Origin of the sequence: Meridianimarinicoccus zhengii, assembly GCF_003254465.1 — a bacterium.
Classification (GTDB): domain Bacteria; phylum Pseudomonadota; class Alphaproteobacteria; order Rhodobacterales; family Rhodobacteraceae; genus Meridianimarinicoccus; species Meridianimarinicoccus zhengii.
Map to the genome: position 1 here is coordinate 1 of NZ_QDFI01000073.1, position 20,444 is coordinate 20,444.

At 65.6% G+C, this 20,444-nt stretch carries 24 protein-coding genes and 1 pseudogene; 15 read left to right on the forward strand and 10 right to left on the reverse strand.

Annotation, left to right across the window (positions count from 1 at the left end; genetic code table 11):
* Positions 1-444: 444 nt before the first annotated feature.
* The 4 genes from DDE13_RS18055 to DDE13_RS18065 all read right to left on the reverse strand — a co-directional run bounded on the left by DDE13_RS18055 (position 445) and on the right by DDE13_RS18065 (position 2,589).
* On the reverse strand, positions 445-1,023 hold the full coding sequence (locus tag DDE13_RS18055; protein WP_111405650.1) for a hypothetical protein: 579 nt from the start codon (positions 1,021-1,023) through the stop codon (positions 445-447).
* A 605-nt stretch (positions 1,024-1,628) separates the two neighbouring features.
* Positions 1,629-1,778, reverse strand: a complete 150-nt coding sequence (locus DDE13_RS23000) for a hypothetical protein (protein ID WP_162631081.1) — start codon at positions 1,776-1,778, stop codon at positions 1,629-1,631.
* A 227-nt stretch (positions 1,779-2,005) separates the two neighbouring features.
* Positions 2,006-2,338: a type II toxin-antitoxin system HicB family antitoxin gene (locus tag DDE13_RS18060; protein WP_111405651.1), complete on the reverse strand. Its 333-nt coding sequence runs from the start codon at positions 2,336-2,338 to the stop codon at positions 2,006-2,008.
* Entirely contained in the window at positions 2,335-2,589 is a 255-nt protein-coding gene (locus DDE13_RS18065) for a type II toxin-antitoxin system HicA family toxin (RefSeq protein ID WP_111405652.1), read from the reverse strand. The genes DDE13_RS18060 and DDE13_RS18065 overlap by 4 nt, the downstream gene beginning before the upstream one ends.
* Positions 2,590-2,863: 274 nt before the next feature.
* Between DDE13_RS18065 and kdpF the strand changes: the two genes are divergently transcribed.
* From kdpF to DDE13_RS23745, 3 genes are read left to right on the forward strand one after another with little or no spacing between them, the layout of a single operon-like run.
* Positions 2,864-2,953, forward strand: coding sequence for a K(+)-transporting ATPase subunit F (gene kdpF, locus DDE13_RS18070; RefSeq protein WP_111405653.1), 90 nt, complete (start codon positions 2,864-2,866; stop codon positions 2,951-2,953).
* Positions 2,954-2,963: 10 nt separating this feature from the next.
* Positions 2,964-3,509 (forward strand): P-type ATPase, encoded by a 546-nt coding sequence (locus DDE13_RS18075; RefSeq protein ID WP_235868765.1) that lies wholly within the window; start codon positions 2,964-2,966, stop codon positions 3,507-3,509.
* Positions 3,510-3,524: 15 nt separating this feature from the next.
* Positions 3,525-3,692 carry an IS3 family transposase gene (locus tag DDE13_RS23745; RefSeq protein ID WP_162631082.1) on the forward strand — a complete coding sequence of 56 codons (168 nt, stop codon included), beginning with the start codon at positions 3,525-3,527 and terminating at the stop codon, positions 3,690-3,692.
* Here the strand turns inward: DDE13_RS23745 and DDE13_RS18085 are convergent.
* From DDE13_RS18085 to DDE13_RS18095, 3 genes are read right to left on the reverse strand one after another with little or no spacing between them, the layout of a single operon-like run.
* Positions 3,689-4,027, reverse strand: coding sequence for a MerR family transcriptional regulator (locus DDE13_RS18085; RefSeq protein ID WP_111405655.1), 339 nt, complete (start codon positions 4,025-4,027; stop codon positions 3,689-3,691). The two genes, DDE13_RS23745 and DDE13_RS18085, sit on opposite strands and share 4 nt — an antisense overlap.
* Positions 4,024-4,974 (reverse strand): DnaJ C-terminal domain-containing protein, encoded by a 951-nt coding sequence (locus tag DDE13_RS18090; RefSeq protein ID WP_111405656.1) that lies wholly within the window; start codon positions 4,972-4,974, stop codon positions 4,024-4,026. Before DDE13_RS18090 ends, DDE13_RS18085 begins: the two co-directional genes overlap by 4 nt.
* 9 nt (positions 4,975-4,983) lie before the next feature.
* Positions 4,984-5,418, reverse strand: a complete 435-nt coding sequence (locus tag DDE13_RS18095; protein WP_111405668.1) for a thioredoxin domain-containing protein — start codon at positions 5,416-5,418, stop codon at positions 4,984-4,986.
* Positions 5,419-5,556: 138 nt separating this feature from the next.
* Between DDE13_RS18095 and DDE13_RS18100 the strand changes: the two genes are divergently transcribed.
* Entirely contained in the window at positions 5,557-6,270 is a 714-nt protein-coding gene (locus tag DDE13_RS18100; RefSeq protein ID WP_111405657.1) for a DUF5765 domain-containing protein, read from the forward strand.
* 675 nt (positions 6,271-6,945) lie between these two features.
* Here the strand turns inward: DDE13_RS18100 and DDE13_RS18105 are convergent.
* Positions 6,946-8,460: a bifunctional aminoglycoside phosphotransferase/ATP-binding protein gene (locus DDE13_RS18105; protein WP_111405658.1), complete on the reverse strand. Its 1,515-nt coding sequence runs from the start codon at positions 8,458-8,460 to the stop codon at positions 6,946-6,948.
* Between the two features lie 381 nt (positions 8,461-8,841).
* Here DDE13_RS18105 and DDE13_RS23625 point away from each other — a divergent pair.
* The 9 genes and pseudogenes from DDE13_RS23625 to DDE13_RS18145 all read left to right on the forward strand — a co-directional run.
* Positions 8,842-8,937, forward strand: a pseudogene (locus DDE13_RS23625) (CBS domain-containing protein); the annotation flags it as partial.
* On the forward strand, positions 8,926-9,210 hold the full coding sequence (locus DDE13_RS23630) for a CBS domain-containing protein (protein WP_343125830.1): 285 nt from the start codon (positions 8,926-8,928) through the stop codon (positions 9,208-9,210). The pseudogene DDE13_RS23625 and the gene DDE13_RS23630, both read left to right, overlap by 12 nt.
* 51 nt (positions 9,211-9,261) lie before the next feature.
* Positions 9,262-9,549 carry a hypothetical protein gene (locus DDE13_RS18115; RefSeq protein ID WP_111405660.1) on the forward strand — a complete coding sequence of 96 codons (288 nt, stop codon included), beginning with the start codon at positions 9,262-9,264 and terminating at the stop codon, positions 9,547-9,549.
* A 141-nt stretch (positions 9,550-9,690) separates the two neighbouring features.
* A complete protein-coding gene (locus DDE13_RS18120) occupies positions 9,691-10,908 on the forward strand; it encodes a hypothetical protein (protein ID WP_111405661.1) in 1,218 nt (405 codons plus the stop codon).
* Positions 10,909-11,046: 138 nt separating this feature from the next.
* Positions 11,047-11,301, forward strand: coding sequence for a hypothetical protein (locus DDE13_RS18125; protein WP_111405662.1), 255 nt, complete (start codon positions 11,047-11,049; stop codon positions 11,299-11,301).
* A gap of 204 nt (positions 11,302-11,505) precedes the next feature.
* Positions 11,506-11,874, forward strand: a complete 369-nt coding sequence (locus DDE13_RS18130) for a phasin family protein (protein WP_111405663.1) — start codon at positions 11,506-11,508, stop codon at positions 11,872-11,874.
* A 512-nt stretch (positions 11,875-12,386) separates the two neighbouring features.
* On the forward strand, positions 12,387-12,671 hold the full coding sequence (locus DDE13_RS18135) for an SDR family oxidoreductase (protein ID WP_235868766.1): 285 nt from the start codon (positions 12,387-12,389) through the stop codon (positions 12,669-12,671).
* A gap of 1 nt (position 12,672) precedes the next feature.
* Positions 12,673-15,276 (forward strand): cation-transporting P-type ATPase, encoded by a 2,604-nt coding sequence (locus DDE13_RS18140; RefSeq protein WP_111405665.1) that lies wholly within the window; start codon positions 12,673-12,675, stop codon positions 15,274-15,276.
* Positions 15,277-15,362: 86 nt separating this feature from the next.
* Positions 15,363-17,075, forward strand: a complete 1,713-nt coding sequence (locus DDE13_RS18145) for a PHA/PHB synthase family protein (protein ID WP_235868767.1) — start codon at positions 15,363-15,365, stop codon at positions 17,073-17,075.
* A 494-nt stretch (positions 17,076-17,569) separates the two neighbouring features.
* Here the strand turns inward: DDE13_RS18145 and DDE13_RS18150 are convergent, their stop codons facing one another.
* Both DDE13_RS18150 and DDE13_RS23005 read right to left on the reverse strand, forming a co-directional pair.
* Positions 17,570-18,631 (reverse strand): aldo/keto reductase, encoded by a 1,062-nt coding sequence (locus DDE13_RS18150; RefSeq protein WP_222626131.1) that lies wholly within the window; start codon positions 18,629-18,631, stop codon positions 17,570-17,572.
* A gap of 4 nt (positions 18,632-18,635) precedes the next feature.
* Positions 18,636-18,788: a hypothetical protein gene (locus DDE13_RS23005; protein WP_162631083.1), complete on the reverse strand. Its 153-nt coding sequence runs from the start codon at positions 18,786-18,788 to the stop codon at positions 18,636-18,638.
* A 91-nt stretch (positions 18,789-18,879) separates the two neighbouring features.
* Between DDE13_RS23005 and DDE13_RS18155 the strand changes: the two genes are divergently transcribed.
* Together DDE13_RS18155 and DDE13_RS23635 are read left to right on the forward strand one after the other, a co-directional pair.
* The gene (locus DDE13_RS18155) at positions 18,880-19,701 is read left to right on the forward strand and encodes a LysR family transcriptional regulator (RefSeq protein ID WP_111405667.1); all 822 of its coding nucleotides are present in this window, start codon (positions 18,880-18,882) and stop codon (positions 19,699-19,701) included.
* A 515-nt stretch (positions 19,702-20,216) separates the two neighbouring features.
* Positions 20,217-20,339 carry a hypothetical protein gene (locus tag DDE13_RS23635; protein ID WP_268951261.1) on the forward strand — a complete coding sequence of 41 codons (123 nt, stop codon included), beginning with the start codon at positions 20,217-20,219 and terminating at the stop codon, positions 20,337-20,339.
* The last annotated feature ends 105 nt before the right edge of the window (positions 20,340-20,444 follow it).

Sequence of the window (20,444 nt, forward strand, 5' to 3'; positions counted from 1 at the left end):
GCTCTCGTCAAAGCTGATCGCACGTGGACCCAAAAAACGGCTTGATCACGACGGATACTCTGGGCGTGATGAAGTGGGTGAACACTATCGAGTTCATGTGGAACCTCCAGTGAGATGTGTCCGGGACGGTTGCCCGACGCCGCTTCGGAAAGGACGGCGAGAAGCGCCGCCGCGGCTGTCAAGATGGAGATCGCGAGGAGGCGACTGTGGTTGAGGTTCCGCCGTTCAGCGTTCAATCTGAATATTGGCCGTTTTTTGGCAGCGACCGGAAAAATAAACTGTTTCAGACAGCCTCCCAGGGACACCGCCTACGGGTCGGCCAAAACTACTGATTAAAGATCGCCGCTCGATCATTTTCGCACGTCAGTCCGGAACCACGCCGAGTATCGCGCGTATGTCGGGAGGTAGATGGCAGACCCCGGAAGGGGTCGCGCCGGTATGGCTTTATAGACTCCGAAGGGCATCGTCCGCGTTGATGCCCTCGTTCAGGATGATCTGGAGATGCTGGCGCATGTCATCCGGGTCCATTGGGCAGCTGGTGTAAATGTCCGCACCCTCGATCTTGTTGTATGCGGCAGCCAGGGCCGCGCATTCTGAAGCCGTGCCCCAAGCGGCGATCGGGTCGAGGTGCTTCTCGCTCTCGAGAGCGTGCCATGTCTCGCCGAAACCGGCGGCGATGTCGCCGGCCCAGAGGTCGAGCAATGCTTGAGCGTTCTCGCCATTGCAGGCAGCATCGAGCACCGAAACGCCGCGCGCTGTGAGGTCATCGGCATCGAGCTGGCGTTCGTGACGTTCGTGGGTTTCGTCGTCCTCACTGATGACGGCGAAGACGGACATGATGTGGTCTGCGTCATGCCAGCCGGACCAAGCCTCGCCATTGACCTCGTCGTCAGGGCGAACATATGCGAGTAGCCATTGGGTGGCGGCGTGGCTGGCGAGGTCTCCGCACCCTTCGAACACGAAACGTCCGTCGGCGTTGTCGTAGGTTGTTGAAACCTTCGGGCCTTCGATCATCCTGAGCATGAGGAACCTCCTTCTTGTTGCTCGATATGTGCCGGGATAGGCGCACGCATATTCAGCGGCCAATCTTCAGGCTGCGGCGGACGAGGGAGCACGATTTTGTCGCCAGGAATCTCCAACACGCACGATCTCCTTCGTCTGCGGGGCTTTGCCCCATCACGGCGCCACCGAGGGCTCGCTGTCACCCTCGATCTGCTGAAGATATTGGCTCATCGGACTTTGCCGGAAAAAGATTCCGAAGAAATTTTTACTGACTACAGATCAAGTACTTGGCCACCTCCAAGCTTCGGCGCGGCCGCACCGGCCAGAGGAGCGAGTGCCGCAGGAAATCGCTTCAGACCTGTCCCCACCGTATGGTGAAGTGAGGCGTCGGCGGATCACCGGGGGCAGGCGGGCCGGTGGCGCTCAACGACGCGGCCGGAGCAACGGCAGGTCGCAAGGGCCGCGCCCGTCGCCGGGACACGAAACACGCGCTGTCCGCTCCAGCAGACCGTGATCTTGCCAAAGCCCATGTAGTCCACGGGCCCGCCCCTTCGCTCGTGCAGCAGGAGGCACAGTGGCACAGGATGGAGCGGAAGGGCGTGACCGCACTGTGCCACGTGATTCGATCACGGGCGCATTCTCCGCACAGAGCGGGCATCGGGACCGTCCTCTCCGCGGCGGGCGTCGGACATGCGCTGCGCGGTGACGCCGTGATAGCCGGTCAGTATGTCCTCGACTGCACGCCGTTCACGCAAATCCAGCTCCGTGTGGGCCATGTCCGTTCTCCTTGCTTTTCAACAAGATAGGGGATGTGTCGCAACCCAGTTTAGAATGTGCCCCCAAACTATAAGCGCACATCTATAAGAGATATTATGGTAGTATACTTTCCGCTGCGGGAAAGTTCCGACTCCCGCTTGGGCACTGACCCACCGCAGTCGGCGCCCATGGCTGCGATGTACCGATCAACTGCATGAGTGATGGCACAAGACAACTGCGCTTGCACTTAGCCAGCGGCGCGGTTCAGAACTTCCTCTGCCCACTGATTCAAGCTTTTGCCGGACAACTCAGCTGCCATGGCAGCCTTGCGGTGCACTTCAGGGCTGACCCGGAACATGACCTGCCCCGAGTATGCCTTCTGAGGCTCTTTGCCGATCTTGGTGCAAGCCTCGATGTAATCTTCAACCGCCTCGTGAAATGCCTCTCGCAGCCCTTCTACGGTATCCGCGTGAAAGCCGACACGATCCCGGATGCCCGCGATCTGGCCCGTAAGGATCCCGTCCTCGTCGTCGTACTCGATGCGGGCGGCATAGCCTTTGTACGTCATGGTATTGCTCATGGTTTTACCCCGATCCGTTCCAGGAAATCACGGGCATCGCGCACCTGGTATCGCTTCGCTTCCTTCGCCGGGTGCGGACGGTGAAACGTCGCGACCTCGCCATCCTTTTCGAACCGCACGCGCGATCCGCGCCCTTCGATCAGCCGCGCGCCTGCGGCCAGCAGCAGACCCTCTATAGCTGCCCAGTCCAGGGTGCCGGACACCGGGTCGGCAAAGACGGCGGCAAGGGTCTTGCGATGCCTGTTGTTCATCCCGATTACATAGGAGGCGCTTGCAGAAATAGCAAGCGCTTTCAGTGGGGCATGCAGCGATGTGGGCGATGACGGGCAGGCCTCTTCCGGGAGAAGAACGCCTGGTCTCGGATGTCCCAACCCGTGTAGACACACACCTTCGTCCAGCAGGTAAGACTACGTAAGAACGCAATTTTTACGCGTTTCTTATTTTGTCCACCCGAATTTCACATGGCGAGCTTACGGGGTTCGGGCGCAGGTACCTCCCACGATCCATTGTCCGGAGGTATGATACATGGGCTTCGATCTCGTGCTCGGCGGCATCACGGCCGCGGCGCTTCTCGTCTACCTGCTGGCCGTGCTCTTGCGGCCGGAACGGTTCTGAGGGGCGTGGCATGGCACACCACCCAAACACGTCGATCTTCGCGGCGGCACTCGTGGTGCCCGCGATCCGCGACAGCTTTGCCAAGCTCGACCCGCGGCAGCTGATCCGCAACCCGGTCATGTTCACGACCGCCAGCGTGGCGACCCTCGCCACGGTCCTGCTGGCGCGCTCGATCCTTGCAGGCGGCGACGTCGCCTTCGAGGCGCAGATCGTCTTCTGGCTCTGGCTGACGGTCCTGTTCGGCAACTTCGCAGAGGCGCTGGCAGAGGGGCGCGGCAAGGCGCAGGCGGCCTCGCTGCGCTCCACCAAGGCAGAACTGAAGGGCAAGCGGGTCAAGGGCGACAGCCACAAGGTCGTCCCGGCAAGCGAGCTGCGCGCAGGCGACATCGTGCTGGTCGAAACCGGCGATCTCATCCCCGCCGATGGCGAGGTGGTCGAAGGCGTCGCATCCGTCAACGAGGCCGCGATCACCGGGGAATCCGCGCCGGTCAAGGGCGGGAACCGGATCGTCGTCGGCGATGTCGTGCTCCACCTCGACGCCGACACGTCCGCCTGATGCATTGCCGGGATCGTGCGGGCTTTCGGGTCGCTGATCCGCGACATCACCAACGCGTTCGAAGGGTATGGATACCGGCGCGTCGGTGCCGAGCTCCGTCACCGCGGCTTCATCGTAAATTCCAAGAAGGTTCGGGGGAGCATGCCGCTACGCAAGCAAACGAGGCGCATGTGTCAGCGCTAATCTCCAGCCTCGGCGCGGCGGCGCATCGCAGCTATAACGGCGCGGCGGATGTCGGTGGGTTGATCGTCAACGGCCTGCATGAGATGGGCAAGATCGCGCCGGGTGCGATACAACTGGTCGATCAACGCGAGCACGGTAGGCATGACGTCCTGTGGCAATCCGATATCCTTGCGAAGTTCGCACAGGAGCCGGAGTCGGGCCACGTCGAGATCATCAAACACCGGGCCGCGTTCACCTTGAGCCGGGCGCACCCAGCCTTCGCGCATCCAGAGCCGCAGCTCTCGAATTGTGAGACGTTCGATACGGGCGACAACGGTACTTTCGTCAAGGCTCATGTCTTCCTCCTGATGTCGGCGCGCGGGTCGAAAGCGGCCACGGCGCGCCAGCGTTCGGCAAAAGCCCGCATCTCGTCGTCCGTCTTCTTGGGCAGGACAATCTTGAGCCGCACCATCTGGTCGCCCAGATGCTCACCGCGCTTGATGCCCTTGCCCTTGAGCCGAAGACGTTCGCCCGAAGACGAGCCTCTTGGGATCGTCATCGAGACCAGCCCATTGATCGTCGGGACATCGACCTTCGCGCCGAGAACAGCCTCGTCGAAGGTGATCGGCAGTTCGATCTCGATATTGTCGCCGTCACGGGTGAAGACCGGGTGCGCGTTCACGCTGATGGTAACCAGCGCGTCTCCGGCCGGACCCTCACCGCTGCCCGGTGCACCCTTGCCGCGCAGCCGCAAGGTCTGCCCATCGCGAACGCCCGGGGGAACCGAGATCTCGATGGATTTTCCGTCGGGCATGGTGACGGTACGCTTCGCGCCACGCGCCGCGTCGAGGAAATCGACCTCAAGCTGATACCTCAGATCATGGCCCCGCCTGTGGAACGTGTTCCCAGCTGTCGCTCCGCGCGCCTTTCGCCCAAAAAGTTCGGCATAGAGATCCGAGACATCTTCCTCGGCGCGCGGACCGAAGCCGTGTCCGAAATCGGGCCTTGATCCCCGATCGTAACGCGCGCCTGCGTCCTGTCCGGCGTAGTGATGGTAGTACTGCCTTTCAGGGCGCTCGTGACCCGCGGCATCAATCTCACCCGCATCGAAGCGCCGCCGCTTCTCCGGATCGCGCAAGATGTCGTGGGCGGCCGAGACGGCCTGGAATTCGGCCTGCTTGCCCGGATCATCGGGATGAAGGTCAGGGTGCAGGGATTTCGCAAGCCGACGATAAGCTTTCTTTATGTCGTCCTGCGAGGCCGCCTGTGACACACCGAGTGTCTTGTAGGGATCGTCACTCATGGCAGGTCATCACGCTCCGTTTGCGCTGCCGATCCACGCGGCGATGTCGGGGCCGGATCTCGCACCCGTCTGGCGTCCGATTTCCTGGCCGTCGCGGAAGGCAATCAACAGTGGAATGCCGCGAATCCCGTATCGCGCACCAGCCTCCGGGAAAGCTTCGGTATCGAGCTTGGCGAAACGCGCCTTGCCCTTCATCGCGCGCGCCGCTTTCGCGAATTCGGGCGCCATCGCGCGGCACGGACCGCACCACCCGGCCCAGAAATCGACGACCAGGGGAATTGTATCAAGGCGCGCTGCCTTCTTGAGAACATCAAGCGAGACATCGGTAGGCAGGCCGCTTGCGAGCGGCGCGCCGCAAGTGCCGCACTTGGGATCCGCGCCGACACGCGTCGTGGGGAGCCTGTTGCCTTGACCACATTTGAGACAAGCAATTGTGACGTTCATCTGTGCCACCCAAACATTCACGTTTTATTGTATATAGTGAGCGCGATACAGGATAACAGTGGGAAAGCAAGGCATAGCGATGCCCGGGTGGGCACATGCGGTGAGAGCGCGAAGCGCAACTGAACAAGGGTGAATGACATGTGCTGGAGCGCGACAGCATCTTTGGCGATGGTCGCGGCCGGCGGAGCGGCAACAGCGGTCGCGCTGAAGCGCGGCGAACCGAAGGCGATCTGGGTCACACTGGGATTCTTCACCCTGATGGAAGCCCTGCAGGCAGCCGGCTACGCGGTGGTGGATCAATGTGGAAGCAGCGCCAACCAGACGATCACGGTCCTGAGCTATCTGCATATCGCGTCACAGCCGCTGTTCATCAACGCCTTCGCAATGGCGATCGCACCCACCGAGATAAGCAAAACGATGCGCCGATGGGTGTGGATTCTGGCGGGGTCTGCATCGCTCCTGCTGGTCTTGCGGCTCGTTCCGATCGACGCCATCGGGCCGTGCGTGCCAGGCGACGTGCTTTGCGGTTCCACGTGGTGTCTGCGATCGGGAGAGTGGCATATCGGATGGGAAGTCCCCTTGAACGGACTGCCCGGCTACCTCGGGATCCCGGTTCAGTTCCCGTCCTACATGGCCGCGGTATTCGTGCTGCCCCTGGTCTATGGAGCATGGCGGTTCGTGCTCTTTCACGCTTTGGTCGGCCCGCTCCTTGCCGCGCAGTTGACGAATGATCCAAACGAGTTGCCAGCAATCTGGTGCCTGTTCTCGATCGGAATACTGGTTATTTCGCTAAGCCCGTTTGTGCGACACAGGATCATGGGAGCCCATGTTCCGACGCCTGCGGTTTCGTAGCCGTTGCGATGCACAGCACACCCGAGGACGCCACCCCGAACACCGCGCACTCCGCCGCCCGGCCCCCCATCAACATCGCTACCCAGTCGAGCGTGCTGTGCCGCGTCATCACCTGCGGCGGACCATCAGGACCGCGCCGCCCTGCGCGCCTATCGCGACCCGTTCGGGCAGCGGCAGGCCGCGGGCGGAGGCAGCGAGGACAGGCCCGGCCTCATGTACCGCTATGCGCCAGGCCAGGTCCCGGGGCAGCGGCGGCGCATGCACATTTGCGGCAGATCAAGTCGGGAAGGTCCGCTCTGGGGTCAAGTGGTACGCAATGGAAGAGACAGACCGCAGATGTGCGCCACCGAGATCATCGTCGCGCATGACCGCGTGCTTGGGCGGCTCCGGTTACGACTGCCTGACGCGCATCGTGGGTGCGTCCTTCATGCGGGCTCGGGCCGCGATTGTGCCAAGCCTCGCAAATGCCGCTTTCGGCGCCACCACAGGCGGAGATCGATCGGGCAATCGGAGCGCCGGACCGTGATTTCGCGGCGACGGATACGTCACTTCAAAGAGCCGCCACGCCGCGGCGCGGCTGCGGGCCGCAGCCCTGGCGCCGCTTGCCGCGCCTGGCGCGCGAATTCTGCGCGCAAGGTCCGTGTCCCAGCCGGCCCGCCCGGTCAGGGCGACGGATCACGCCGCGATGGCCGGCAATCGCCGGGCAGCCTCGAGGACCATGTCGGGCGTTCCCGCGGCGTCCAGCCGGTGCCAGTCCAGACACCCCGCACCCGTTGCAAGCTGGCGCTGCAACACCGCCACATCCGCGTCCGAGGCGTCGCCCTGCCTGCCGCGCAAGCGGGCCTCGAGAACCGGGATCGGCGCATTCAGCCACAGCCCGAGGAACGGCACACCTGCCTGCCGCGCCGCGTCCTCGGCCGCTTCACGCAGGCGCGAGTCCATGAAGGTTGCGTCGATCAGCACGGAATGGCCCGCCGCCAGAACACTCGCGGCGCGGGAAAAGATGTGCCGATAGACCGACTCGCGGTGCCCGGCGGCATAGGCCGTCGGCGCGAGCTTCGCCGTCCCGGACAAGCCTGCTTTCCTTTCCTCGTCGGTACTCAGCAACACCGCCCCCGGAAGCGCGCCGACGATCGGTGCCAGGGCGCGGGCCAGAACGCTCTTGCCGCTACCCGAATACCCGCCGACGGCAACAAGCCGAGGCGGGGCGGGGTTCAACGTCGTGCAGGCAAGGTCAAGGTAGGCGGCCACCTCTTGGGCAGAACGGTCGGAAGATCCCTGCGCCATATCGGTCTGCAGAAGAACCATGGCGCGGATCGCGGCGCGAACGGACAGGAAAAGGGGCAACCCGGCAAGGCTGGTATCCTCGGCGCCCCGTGCGGCGCTCAGCCACGCATCGAGCACCCGGCAGGCTTGTCGGCGAAGCCCCCGATGACAGAGGTCCATCACCAGAAAGGCGATGTCGTAGAGAACGTCACACGTGCCGAGCGACTCGTCGAATTCCAGCGCATCGAAAAGCACCGGGCGGCCGTCGAGCACGACGATGTTGCGCAAATGCAAGTCGCCGTGGGCGCGCCGCACGTGACCGCCCTCGCCCCGGCGGTCCAGCAACTGGCCCACCGTCGCGAGCCGCGCCGCGGCCGTCTCGCGCCATTCGGCAACCCGTTCAGTCCCCGCGGCACCGGGAAACTCGTCGAAGACCCGTCCAAGCTCCTCCAGGATGTCGGCGACGAGGGGGCGGCCCGGGCGACGGATCACCGGGACGCCGGCGTGATACGCCGCGATCTCCTGGCCGACCTTCTTGGACAGACCGTCGTCGAGCGCCCCCCGCCCCACGATCCGGGTCAGTTCGCTTTCCGCCGGGAAACGCCACATCCGCAGAACCCAGTCGACGATCTCGCCTTGCCCGTCGAGGGCAAGACCGTACGCGCCACGGGTCACGGGCACCATGTCCCGGTAGATCTGCGGGGCCGAGGCGCGATTGAGTTCCAGTTCGCGCGCGATCATGGCCTTGCGCTGCGACACGGTACTGAGATCCATGTAGTCATACTTGACCGCGCGTTTCAGCTTCAGGGCTGTGTCGCCGGCAAGGAACACGTAAGCGCCGTGGGTTTCTATGACCTCGACCGGCCCGCCCTCCACGAAGGCTCGGCCGGATGCAAGATAGGCGACGGTCTGGGATTGGCTCATGGCGCCCTCGGGATTCGTCTGGCGCAGTCTCGGTGATCCTGGGGCCGTTGCAATGACCGGAATCAACCCCGCGCCCGCGCCGCGCGTGGCCCAGCCAAAAGACAGCAAGGTAAAGCCATCCCCCGCCATCCAGATACGGGCGATGTCCGCCCCCACGCCCGGTCAGGTCCATCGGTCGTGAGGTTCTGCCCCACCAGGATCGGGAGCGACGGGCCAGACACGTTCGCAGTCTGTCGCGCGCTTGAAACGCCGTTTCTGTTGACGTCGGCCAATGACAGCGGCTGGCTTGCGGGATTTCTATTAGCAACCCGTGATAGAGGAGCCACGAGGATGGAAATCGCGAAAGCAATGCACCCCCGGGCCGGCTAGGTCAGCGCCGACACACCGGTCAGCGAGGTCGCGAAGATGATGCAGAAGGACGATGTCGGCGCAATCCCGATAGGGCATGACGACAAGCTGATCGGCATGCTTACCGACCGCGACATAGCACTCCAGGTGGTCGCCGCGGGCCGCGACCCCCAGACGACCAGGGCCGAGGAGATCATGAGCAAGAGACTCATCTATTGCCGGAAGACCGAGACGGTCGAGGATGTCATTGACCTGATGGATCAGAAGAAGATCCGCCGCCTGCCCGTTATCGACGACAACTCGAGGCTGGTCGCCATGCTCAGTCTGGGAAACATCTCTCACGCCGTGAGTCGGGAACTGACCGGCGAACTCTTGCATGCGGTTTCTGATCATCACCCCTGAACAGAGGCGTTCCGCGTGGTATAATCAGTCGGTGGTGGAAAGGTTTGTGCCATGACATTCGACATCGAAGTCCGTCGGCGCGCGCTGTTTCTTTTTTATGACCGCTACATCCGGGCCGAACGGAGCCTGCGGCTTGCCCAAAGGGGCGCACGGGCGTTCTTCCCTGAAGGGGCGCGCCCATCGGTTGTCCTGATCGGCAATCCGGGCTCGCGCATGCGCCGCCTGAGCGATCAGCGCGACAGGAGGCTGGCGCAGCTCACACTCGCGCATCAGCGGTTCCATGAGGCACGCCGACGCGCCGCCGGGGTAGTGCGACTGCCGGCGCCCCCCGGGCATTGACACCGGGCATCACCGGGAGGTGCGGATATGCAGGGAAAAGGCTGCGGGCACGGTTCCGGTGTGACGGGCATTGATGGGTATCAATGCGACCCGCCGAAAAGGGTGCAGAAAACTGCGGCATGTTTCAGAAGGAGTGCCATCATGCCGGTTGCATTGCGCGTCCTCGCGCTTCTGGGAACTGCCCTTTGGGCGACTGCGGTCGCTTCCCCGCTGGGGGCAGAGCCGGTGGTGCAAACGAACGGCACGGATACCTTCATCGCGGCATCGGCCGGCATGCCGGAATTGCAGGCGCCGGGCGATGTCTTTGCGTCGGGCGGGGCCGTGGTGACCGCTGGCCACGTGGCGGGCGATGCCCATGTGGCGGGCTTCGATCTGGATCTCGAGGCGGAGGTTGCGGGCGATCTATACGCCGCCGGGGCCGCGGTGACGGCGCGCGCGCCGGTCGGCGGCGATCTGTCGATGATCGGCTTTTCGGTGCGCACCGCCGACACCGCCATCACCACGGGCAACGCCCGGATGCTGGGCGGCACGATCACGATCGACGGCCCGGTCGGCGGGGCGCTGGCCGCGACCGGCGGCGAGATCACGCTGAACGCCGCCGTCACCGGGGATGCGTTGCTGCAGGGGGGCGCCATCGCTTTTGGACCCGCGGCGCGGATCGCGGGAACGCTCACCTATGCCGCACCCGAACCTGTGGACATTCCGGCCCAGGTCATTCCCGCCGCGCGGGTGGTCTATACCAAGGCTGCGCCCCTACCGGGCCGGACCGAACACCTGCGAAACTGGGGGGAAGACTGGGCGGGCCGCGACAGGCTGAACTTTCCGTCCGGCATTGCGCTTCTTTCGGCGTTCCTGGTGACGTTCGGGTTCCTCGTCTTGCTGGGTAGCGCGCTGCTGGCGCTGGCCCCGGCCCGGATGGAGGCGTTACGCACGGTGGCAACCCGGCGGCCGGCGCTGACGGTGCTGTTCGGTGTGCTGGGCCTTGCGGCGCTTCTGGGGCTGGTGCCCGTCGCGATGATGACGTTGATCGGTCTGCCCTTCGTGCCGATCATCGCGCTGGCGAGCATCGTGGTCTGGACGCTGGGTTTCGTGCTTGGGGCCTATGCGGTGGCGCTGCGGTCGTATCTCGCGTTTGGCGGGCACGACGACCCGGCGCTGGGACTGCGGATCGTGCTGCTGGGCTGCGGGGTGCTGGGCTTTTCGCTCCTGAACTTCGTGCCGGTGCTGGGTTGGGTCGTGAACGTCGTGCTGGTCCTGTTCGGGATCGGCGTCCTTACGGCGGGCGCGCTGCGTGCGCTGGCCGCGCGGCTTCCTCCGGACATTATGGCGGGCGCGCCGCCGCCGGGCGGGGCGGCGTGATCGGGGCCTGTTTTGACACCGATCAAAGCGAGGTCGCGGCGCTCATGCCAGAATACAGACAGGTTGCACCTTGCAAGGGATGCCGGTTCCGGTGGCCATCCTGACAGTGGCACACCTGCACTATGGGAGGAACCTGCCATGACGACCCGATGCGAGGCACGACCCCGCACGACCACATGCGCCCGCGACACGTGCGACGCGCTCGGACCGCATCCGATGCGGGTGGTCGCGGCGCTGGCCGATCTTGGCCTGACCGATCCGGAGATCGCGGGCTATTTCCGGATCAGAGCCGAGTGTATCACGGAGATCCGGCTGACGCGCCCGCCCGCATCGCAGCTTGACCGCGCGGGCAGGGTCACGACACGTGACCGTGGCCGGGGACGGTGCCCGTGACGCCGGCCGATCCGCTGGTCCGCGCGGCGGGACACCCGGGCGGGCCGCAAGCCGTGGATGGCGTGGCGGGACGGCTCGCACCCTGAGCCCGCTGACGGACGTCTGGGTTGTGTGGGTCACATGCAGTGTTGCCGCCCCCCTGCCCCACAATCCGAACGATCGGACGGATGACCTCGATCGCAGCACCACTGGGAGAGAAACGCAATGTCCGAGAACAAGACACATTCGGAAGATCGGACCGGGCCCCGACTGTCGGGCCCGCTGTCGGCACTGGGTGGACCCGGCCTTCCCATCACCGTTGGCACCGTTGCCTTTCACGCATGGACCGACATGGTATCCGAGGCGGCGCGCTTCGTGCTCGAACGGCAGCAACAGAACGCAAGGGCCCGCAACGCGATCCTGGCATGCAAAAGTCTGGATGACATGTGGCAGGTTCAGGCTGATTTCTTCACCGTGGCCCGCGAACAGTACGCGGCCGAACCGGGCAGGATGCTGGACCTGATGAACAAGGCGGCGGCATCCGGGATGAGGGTCTCGAAACGGGCGCGGCGCTATGATGACGTGCCCCTGTAACACGCGCCGCAAGGGCCTTCACCCGGCAGCCTGCGCCGACCGCCGCACCGGCGCCGCATGCATTTCGTTGCGCGAGATCGGCACGGCGTCGGGCCGACGGCACAACTGGAACCGGAACACATTCCGCGGGCCATGCCTGGAGGTTTGCCCGGATGCGGCCAGATAGTTGCGCCTCATCCGCATTTGCGCCGAACCGAACGAACCGGTTGTTCAGAGTCATGGCATGATGCAGGCGCCGGCATGCGATATCCCAGACCCGAAGGCGGATATGGCCCGCCCCAGGCGAAGCGGCTTTCTGGCTCGGCTAATGATGGTGCAGATCATCGAACTTTCCCTGATCTTTTTCGCCTTGGGCGCGTTGCTGGCCCATGTGGCGAATAACGCGCGCAGCCTCGCAACCACGGTCGGGTGCGTGACCATCACGGCGCCGCGCTACAAGATCACCCGTTCGCACTGGATGTATACGCCGTTCGAGGGTTTGCCAGGTTTCTTTGAACGCAAGGGAAGGTTCGGTGCGACTGATATCGAAGAACGACGCCATCACATATGCGTCCGAGACGTCCCGCGAGTCCTGGATTCACCCGGCCTGTATCCGGACCCAAATGGTGGAGAACCACCTGCGCGCAACCTCGCCCGATCTGGAGGCGGCAAAGGCTGCGGCGGGGCCGGTTCACCCGGTCGGACACATGGGAGAGCCGGACGACATCGCCTTGGCCGTGGCCTGGCTCGCCTGGGCCAAGGCGAAATTCGTCATCGGTGCGGAGAACGTCATCGACGGCGGCTACACGGCGCGATGACATGCACCTGAGCGACGCCCACGCCAAGCCGGTCGCCGACTGCCTTGCCGCGCTCGGGGCCACGGCGGATGGCCTGACCGCAACGGAGGCAGTGCGTCGGCTGGCGAAGCACGGGCCGAACCAACTGACCGAAGTTCGGGTGCGCGGTCCGCTGCTGCGATTTGCGCGACAGTTCCACAACGTGCTGATCTACGTTCTCATCGGCGCGGCGGTGGTGACCGGGGTCTTGCAGCACTGGGTGGATACCGGGGTGATCCTGGCGGTGGTGTTGGCCAATGCGGTGATCGGCTTCATGCAGGAAGGCAAGGCCGAGGCGGCGATGGCCGCGATCCGCCAGATGCTGGCGCCCCGGGCCGCCGTGCTGCGCGACGGGCTGCGGGTGACGGTGGACGGCGTGGAGCTCGTCCCCGGCGACGTCGTGCTGCTGGACGCAGGCGACAAGGTGCCGGCCGACCTGCGTGTGCTGGAGGCGCGTGGCCTCGCGGCGCAGGAGGCGATCCTGACCGGGGAATCCGTGCCGGTAGAAAAGGGCGTTGATCCGGTCGCCCTGGATGCCGCGCTTGGCGACCGCCGCGCGATGCTGTGGTCGGGCACGCTGGTGACGCAGGGCACCGCGCGCGGGCTGGTCGTGGCGACCGGAGTCGGCACGGAGATCGGTCGCATCGGCGGACTTCTCGCTGGGGTCGAGCGGCTGACCACGCCGCTGGTGGCGCAGATGGACCATTTCGCACGCTGGCTGTCGTTCCTGATCCTGCTCTGCGCGGTGCTGCTGCTGATCTGGGGCTATTTCGTGGGCCACATGCCGTTCGCCGAGCTCTTCATGGCGGTGGTCGGCGTCGCCGTGGCCGCAATCCCCGAGGGACTTCCGGCAGTGATGACGATCACGCTGGCAATCGGCGTGCAGGCCATGGCCGGGCGCAACGCCATCGTCCGCCGCCTCCCCGCGATCGAAGCGATCGGGTCGGTGTCGGTGATCTGCACCGACAAGACCGGGACGCTCACCCGAAACGAGATGGTCGTAGCGGCCGCCGAAACGCCCGACGGCAGTTTTGTCATCGCAGGCGAAGGCTATGCACCCGACGGCGCGATCACCCCGGCGGGGGAGTTGGGCCGGCTCGCCCGGGCAGCGGCGCTGTGCAACGATGCAGACCTGCGGCACACGGATGGTGTCTGGACGGTCGAAGGTGACCCGATGGAGGGCGCGCTGCTGGCCTTCGCGGGAAAGGTGGGCGCGGAGATTTCGGGGCAGCGGCTCGACGCCATCCCTTTCGACAGCAAGCACCGTTTCATGGCCGTCCTCACGAAGGGGCCAACGGGCCGCGTGACCCATGTCAAGGGCGCGCCCGAGCGGGTGCTGCGGATGTGCGGCGGCATCGACCCGCAGCCTTGGCACGACCGGGCAGAGACCTTGGCGCGGCGCGGCCTGCGGATTCTGGCCCTGGCCGAGCGACCCGAGAGCGGCGACCGGATCGACCGGTCCGCACTGGACGGTGGCCTCGATTTCGTCGGCCTCGTCGGCCTGATCGACCCGCCCCGCCCCGAGGCGATTGCCGCCGTCGCGGAATGCCGGGCGGCGGGCATCCGGGTAAAAATGATCACCGGGGACCATGCCGGGACCGCCGCCGCCATCGGCGCCCAGATCGGGCTCGAAAACGCCCATCGGGTGCTTACCGGAGCCGATCTCGACAAGCTCAACGACGCGCAACTGATGCTGGAGGTGGCGGATGTCGACATCTTTGCGCGTACCAGCCCGGAACACAAACTGCGCCTCGTGAGCGCGCTTCAGGCGCGCGGCCTTTCCATAGCGATGACCGGCGACGGCGTGAACGATGCTCCGGCATTGAAGCGTGCCGACGTCGGTATCGCCATGGGATTGAAAGGATCGGAGGCCGCCAAGGAAGCCGCCGATCTGGTTCTGGCGGACGACAACTTCGCCTCCATCGCGGCCGCGGTGCGCGAAGGGCGGACAGTGTACGACAACCTCAAGAAGGTAATCAGTTGGAGCCTTCCCACCAGTACCGGCGAAGCGATGGTGATCGTGCTGGCCCTTCTCGTCGGGCTGTCGCTGCCGATCACGGCAGTCCAGATCCTCTGGGTCAACCTGATTACCGCGATCACGCTGGGCCTCGCACTGGCCTTCGAGCCGACAGAAACCGGAACCATGTCCCGCCCGCCGCGGGCCCGCCACGCCCCGGTCCTCTCGAGCGCGTTGGTCTGGCATGTCGGACTGGTCGCGGCCCTGTTCCTGGCGGCGGTATTTGGCATGTTCAACTACGCCATGGACAAGGGCTATCCGCTGGCTCTCGCGCAGACGATGGCAATGAACATGCTGGTAGTGCTCGAGATCTTCCATTTGTTCTTCATCCGAAACATCCACAGTACTTCGCTGACATGGTCCACTGTGCGGGGAACGCACGTGGTCTGGGTGGTGGTCATCGCTGTGAGCGCCGCACAATTTGCCGTCACCTACCTACCGCCATTGCAGGCCATACTGGGCACACGCCCCGTCCCACTGATGGACGGGCTGCTGATCATGACAGTCGGGGCGGCGTTCTTCGCAGTGATCGAGATCGAGAAACAGATCAGACTGGGAGTGCAATCATGAAGCTACCTCCGAAGCACAAACCTCGCGCGGCACCCGCTCCGGCGGCGGACCAGCCTCCCGCCGTCGTACCTCCCTTACGCGATCCATTGCTGGACCATCCGGAGCACGCCTTCGACCGCGCGGCCAGGGGCACCCTGGCGCGGCTCAGCGGCGGGGTGTCGCCGCATGCCTTCCTGGAGGCGTGGAGCGACTGGGCGCAGCATCTGGCACGCTCTCCCGGACGGCAGATGGAACTTGCTGAGCATGCGCAGCGCAACCTGCTGAAGGTCATGGCGCTTGCGACCGATCCGAACAGCCCGCCGCCCTTTGGGCCGAAACCCTATGACAAGCGCTTTGCCCATCGCGGCTGGCAAACCTTCCCGTTCCAGCTCTGGCAACAGGGCTTCCTGTCGGTCCAGGACTGGTGGGACCATGCCACCGAACCGACGCGGGGCCTGCGCCCCGAGGACGCGGACCGCACGAGGTTCCTGGCCCGACAGACGCTCGACGTGCTGTCGCCGTCGAACTCTCCGCTGCTCAACCCCGAGATCATTGAGGAGACCGTGAGAACCTCGGGCCGCAACCTGACCGAGGGCGCGGCGCATGTCGCGCATGACGCGGTGAAGACGTTGACCGGCCAGTGCGACCCCGCGCCCGAGGGCTACCAGATCGGCGAGGACCTGGCCTGCACTCCTGGTGAGGTGGTCTTCCGCAACGACCTGATGGAGTTGATCCAGTACGCGCCGCAGACGCCGCAGGTGCAGGCGCGCCCGATCCTTATCGTGCCGGCCTGGATCATGAAGTACTACATCCTCGATCTGTCGCACGAAAACTCGGTGGTGCGCTACCTCGTCGGCCAGGGCCTCACCGTCTTCATGATCTCCTGGACGAACCCGACCGCCACTCAGCGCGACCTCTCGCTGGAGGACTACCGCAAGCGCGGCGTGATGGCGGCGCTGGACGCGGTGACGGCCATCGTGCCTGACACGCCGGTTCACGCCATCGGCTATTGCCTCGGCGGCACAATCCTGGCGATCGCTGCGGCCACGATGGCGCGCGATGGCGACGATCGGCTGGCCTCGGTCACGCTCATGGCGGCGCAGGTAGATTTCGTCGAGGCGGGCGAGCTGCTCCTGTTCCTCGACGAGAGCCAGATCGCCTTCCTCGAGGACCTGATGTGGGAACAGGGCTATCTCGACCGCCCGCAGATGGCCCGCGCCTTCGCCACCATCCGGGCCGAGGACCTGATCTGGACCCGAGCCGTTCGCCGCTACTTCCTCGGGCGCGAGGACGTGCCGACCGACATCGGCGTCTGGCTGTCGGACACAACGCGGATGCCGGCGCGGATGCATTCTGAGTACCTGCGCGGCCTGTTCCTGGAGAACCGGCTGACGGCGGGACGCTTCGCAGTCGAAGGGCGGGTGATCGCGCTCAAGGACCTGTCGGTGCCGCTCTTCGTCGTGGCGACCGAGACCGACCACATCGCCCCCTGGCGGTCGGTCTACAAGACCCAGCTCTTCACCGATTGCGACCTCACCTTCGTGCTCACGAATGGCGGGCACAACAGCGGCATCCTCAGCGAGCCGGGCCACCGGGGGCGGCAGTACCGCCTGTCGCACCGCCCGGCACGAGCGCTCTACCTCGGTCCCGACGCCTGGCTGGCGCGGTCCACACCGAAGGCCGGCTCTTGGTGGCCCGAATGGTCGGACTGGCTGACCACACGGGGCGGCGGTGTCGCCAAGCCGCCGACCATGGGCGCCCCGGGCCGCGGGTTGCCCCCGCTCTGCGCCGCGCCCGGGACGTATGTGTTGCAAGAGTGAGCCGAGACACTGGCGTTACTCCGCATCGGAGCAGTCCAGCACTACAGAGGTTGCATCTCATTCGGGAACGTCCGCTCCGGGTGCAGCCGCAGCACAGCAAAACGCCGGCGTCGAGCGTCGTCTGTGCGTTCCTCTTGCAATGCACGAGGTTTTAGGCAATTTCAGCGGTCGCTCCGTCAGAACTGTCGTCTTTCTGGCCTCTTTGTGCGGTGGTGTTCAGCTGAGGTGGTATCCGATAGGCTACTGCGGGACGCACGGGAATCCCGACAAGGTGAAGCGCGATGGCTGGCATGACGAGAGTGTTCTCGCAGTCTCGGTCAGAGACCACCGCCTGGCCAGATACTCGGTCCGATCATTGCAGGTGGCTTCGCCGACGCCACGGGGTCCCTCGTGTCGGGCATGGCGGCGGTCGGCGCGATCCTGCTGGCCGGCGCGGCGACGGCGCTGTTACAGCGACCGCTCGCGGCGCAGTGATGTCGCGCCGGCTTGCCCCCTCAGGTGCCGAGCCTGCGCCACACGTCGAGACCGGACCAGTCGCCGAGGAAGCCGTAGGGATAGGGCGGCACTCCGATGGCCGAGGCTTGCGTCAAGGCCTCGACGTCGGTCGTGTCCAGCATGAGGTCGGCCGCGCCGAGATTGGCGGCGAGCTGGTCGGCCGTGCGCGCACCAAGAAGGACCGATGCGACCCCGGGGCGTGCCCAGAGCCACGCCAGCGCGACATGCGCCATCGGCCGACCGAGACGCCCGGCGATGCTCCGCAGCACGTCGAGCACCGCGTGCGTGCGCGGCGTGTTGCGCAGATCGTAGGCCTCGACGCCGCGATCCGGGTTCTCGCCCAGCCGTGTCGCGCCCTCGGGGCGCGCGTCGGCCGTGTATTTTCCCGTCAGCCAGCCGCCGCCGAGCGGCGACCACGGCGTGAGGCCGATCCCGTTCTCGAGCGCGCAGGGAAGCACCTCATACTCGATGCCGCGGTCGAGCAGGCTGTATTGCGGCTGGAGGGCCACGGGACGCGGCAGGCGATGGGCCTCGGCCGTCGAGACGATCTTCTGCAACTGCCAGCCGGCAACGTTCGACCAGCCGATGTGGTGCAGCTTGCCCGCACGCACGAGATCGCCGAGCGTGTCCAGCGTCTCCGCCACGTCGGTGTGGCGGTCCCAGCCATGCACGAAGTAGAGGTCGATGGCCTCGACCTGCAGCCGCCTCAGGCTCGCCTCGACCGATCGCACCAGCGCGCGGCGCGACGCCCCGTGGCTGCCCGGCGGCGGCGCGAAGCGTCCCTTGGTGGCGATGATGACGTCGCCAAGGCCGCCGCGGTTCTTTCCCCAGCGTCCGATCATCTCCTCGGAGACGCCGGCCGAATAGACGTCGGCCGTGTCGATCAGGGTGCCGCCTTGGTCCACGAAGACGTCGAGCTGCCGGTGGGCCTCGGCCTCGTCGATCTCCGCGCCGAAGGTCATCGTTCCGAGCGCGAGGCGCGAGACAAAGGGGCCGTTTCGGCCCAGCCCCGCCGTCGGCATCGTGGCACGTTGGGTCTTGTCTGTTACGGTATCGGGCATCGCTTCACCTCCGGTCCAGCAGCGTCAGCATCCGGTAGAGCACGCGCGTCCCCAGCCCCGAGTGGCTGACGAGGAAGTCGTGCTCCGACTGGTGGTGCTGATGGCCGGCGCGGCGCGTCGGGGCGGTTTCGGCCGCCTTGCGTGATCTCTGTGTCATGGGTCGCTCCTGCGAATTGCGGTCATTGGACTGCCCAAAGCTAGCTGCGGCAGCTAACGTGCGGAACGACGCGAAACGAAAGGGTCGTTTCATGGATGAACGGACTCGATCAGTTGTGCGGTGGGACGACCTCTCCGCCTTCCTCGCCGTGGCGCGCACCGGCGGTCTCTCTGCCGCCGCGCGGGAAACCGGCGCGAGCGCGCCGACGCTGGGACGCCGGATGCGCGCCCTTGAGCGCGCCGTGGGGCGCGAACTTTTCGTGCGGCGCACGCACGGATACGACCTCACAGAGGCAGGTCTCGAGATGCTGCGCGAGATCGAAGGCATCTCGGCGCGGATCGAGCGGATCACCGCGCGACCGGACGGGGATGCCCTGCCGCTGGTGAAGCTATCCGCGGGGACATGGACGACGCTGGTCCTCGTCCGGCAGGTGCGCGCGCTGGCGGGCGCCCCGCCCGACTTGCGGCTGCGCTTCCTCGCGGCCGAGGACATTCTCAGCATCGGCCGCCGAGAGGCCGCGATCGGGATCCGCAATCGGCGGCCGACCGAGGCGGGGCTCGCGGGCCGCAAGCTCGCCCGCGTCCATTTCGCAGCCTACGCCGTGCCGGACGCCCCGCAGGAGTGGATCAGGGTACAGGCCGACACGCCCTCGGCGCGCTGGGTCGCAGCGCGCGCGGGCGGCACCACACTGCACGAGGTGAGCCACCCGCGCCTCGCGCTCGACCTCGCGCTCGCGGGGACGGGGCGCGTGGTCCTGCCGACGTTCATCGGGGACGCGGAGCCGCGCCTGTCCCGCGCGGGCGAGCCCATCGAGGAGCTGTCCCACGACCAGTGGCTCGTCACCCATGACGACGACCGCAGGCTGCCGGAGGTCCGCATGGCGATCGATCGAGTGTGCCGCATCCTCGGATAGGGCCCGTCCTGCATGCCACCGATTGGTGGCCCGACCGCTGTCCTTTGCGACCGTCGAGGCAACACCGCGCAGGCTGTACGGTCCGCGGACGCCTTCATCCAGCGTCACGAAAGACAATCCTGCGGGAAATGCGCGACGCAAATCCGTTCCAAGCAAGCAACCGGAAGCCCCAATGTACTTTGCTCGAGCAATCGCCGAAAGACCCCGACGCGTCCGACCCATGCGCGTCGAGCGTTAGAGAGCGCCGCCAATGGCATCGACCAACGAAACTCCGTATCACGCATGGTCTCGCACGCGCCAGCCGAGGAGCGGCGTCGCCGCCGCGTTCATCCTCAGTGGCATGCTTCTTGAAGCATGGGCTTCGCGCATTCCCGACGTGATGGCACGTCACGGTCTGGGCGAGGCGGGTCTCGGCATGCTGCCCTCCTCTTGGGAATCGGAGCGCTGGCGTCCTACCCGGTCACCGGTCGGCTATCGGACAGCATGGTGCGATCCGCATCACGCAGGGCACTGCGTTGATGTATCTCGCCGCGCTCGTCTTGGTCGGTCTGGCGCCATCCGTGGCGCTGCTCGGCGTCGCATTCCTGTTCTTCGGGGCGACCCACGGCGTGATGAACGATTGGGCAGCAGAGGTCTAGAAGGCGCTCGGTCGTTCCGTGATGTCGTCCTTCCATGCCATATGGAGTTCGCCCTGAACAATTCCTAACCTACTGATTCTCAGCGCAGATCACGCTGGAGCGCTG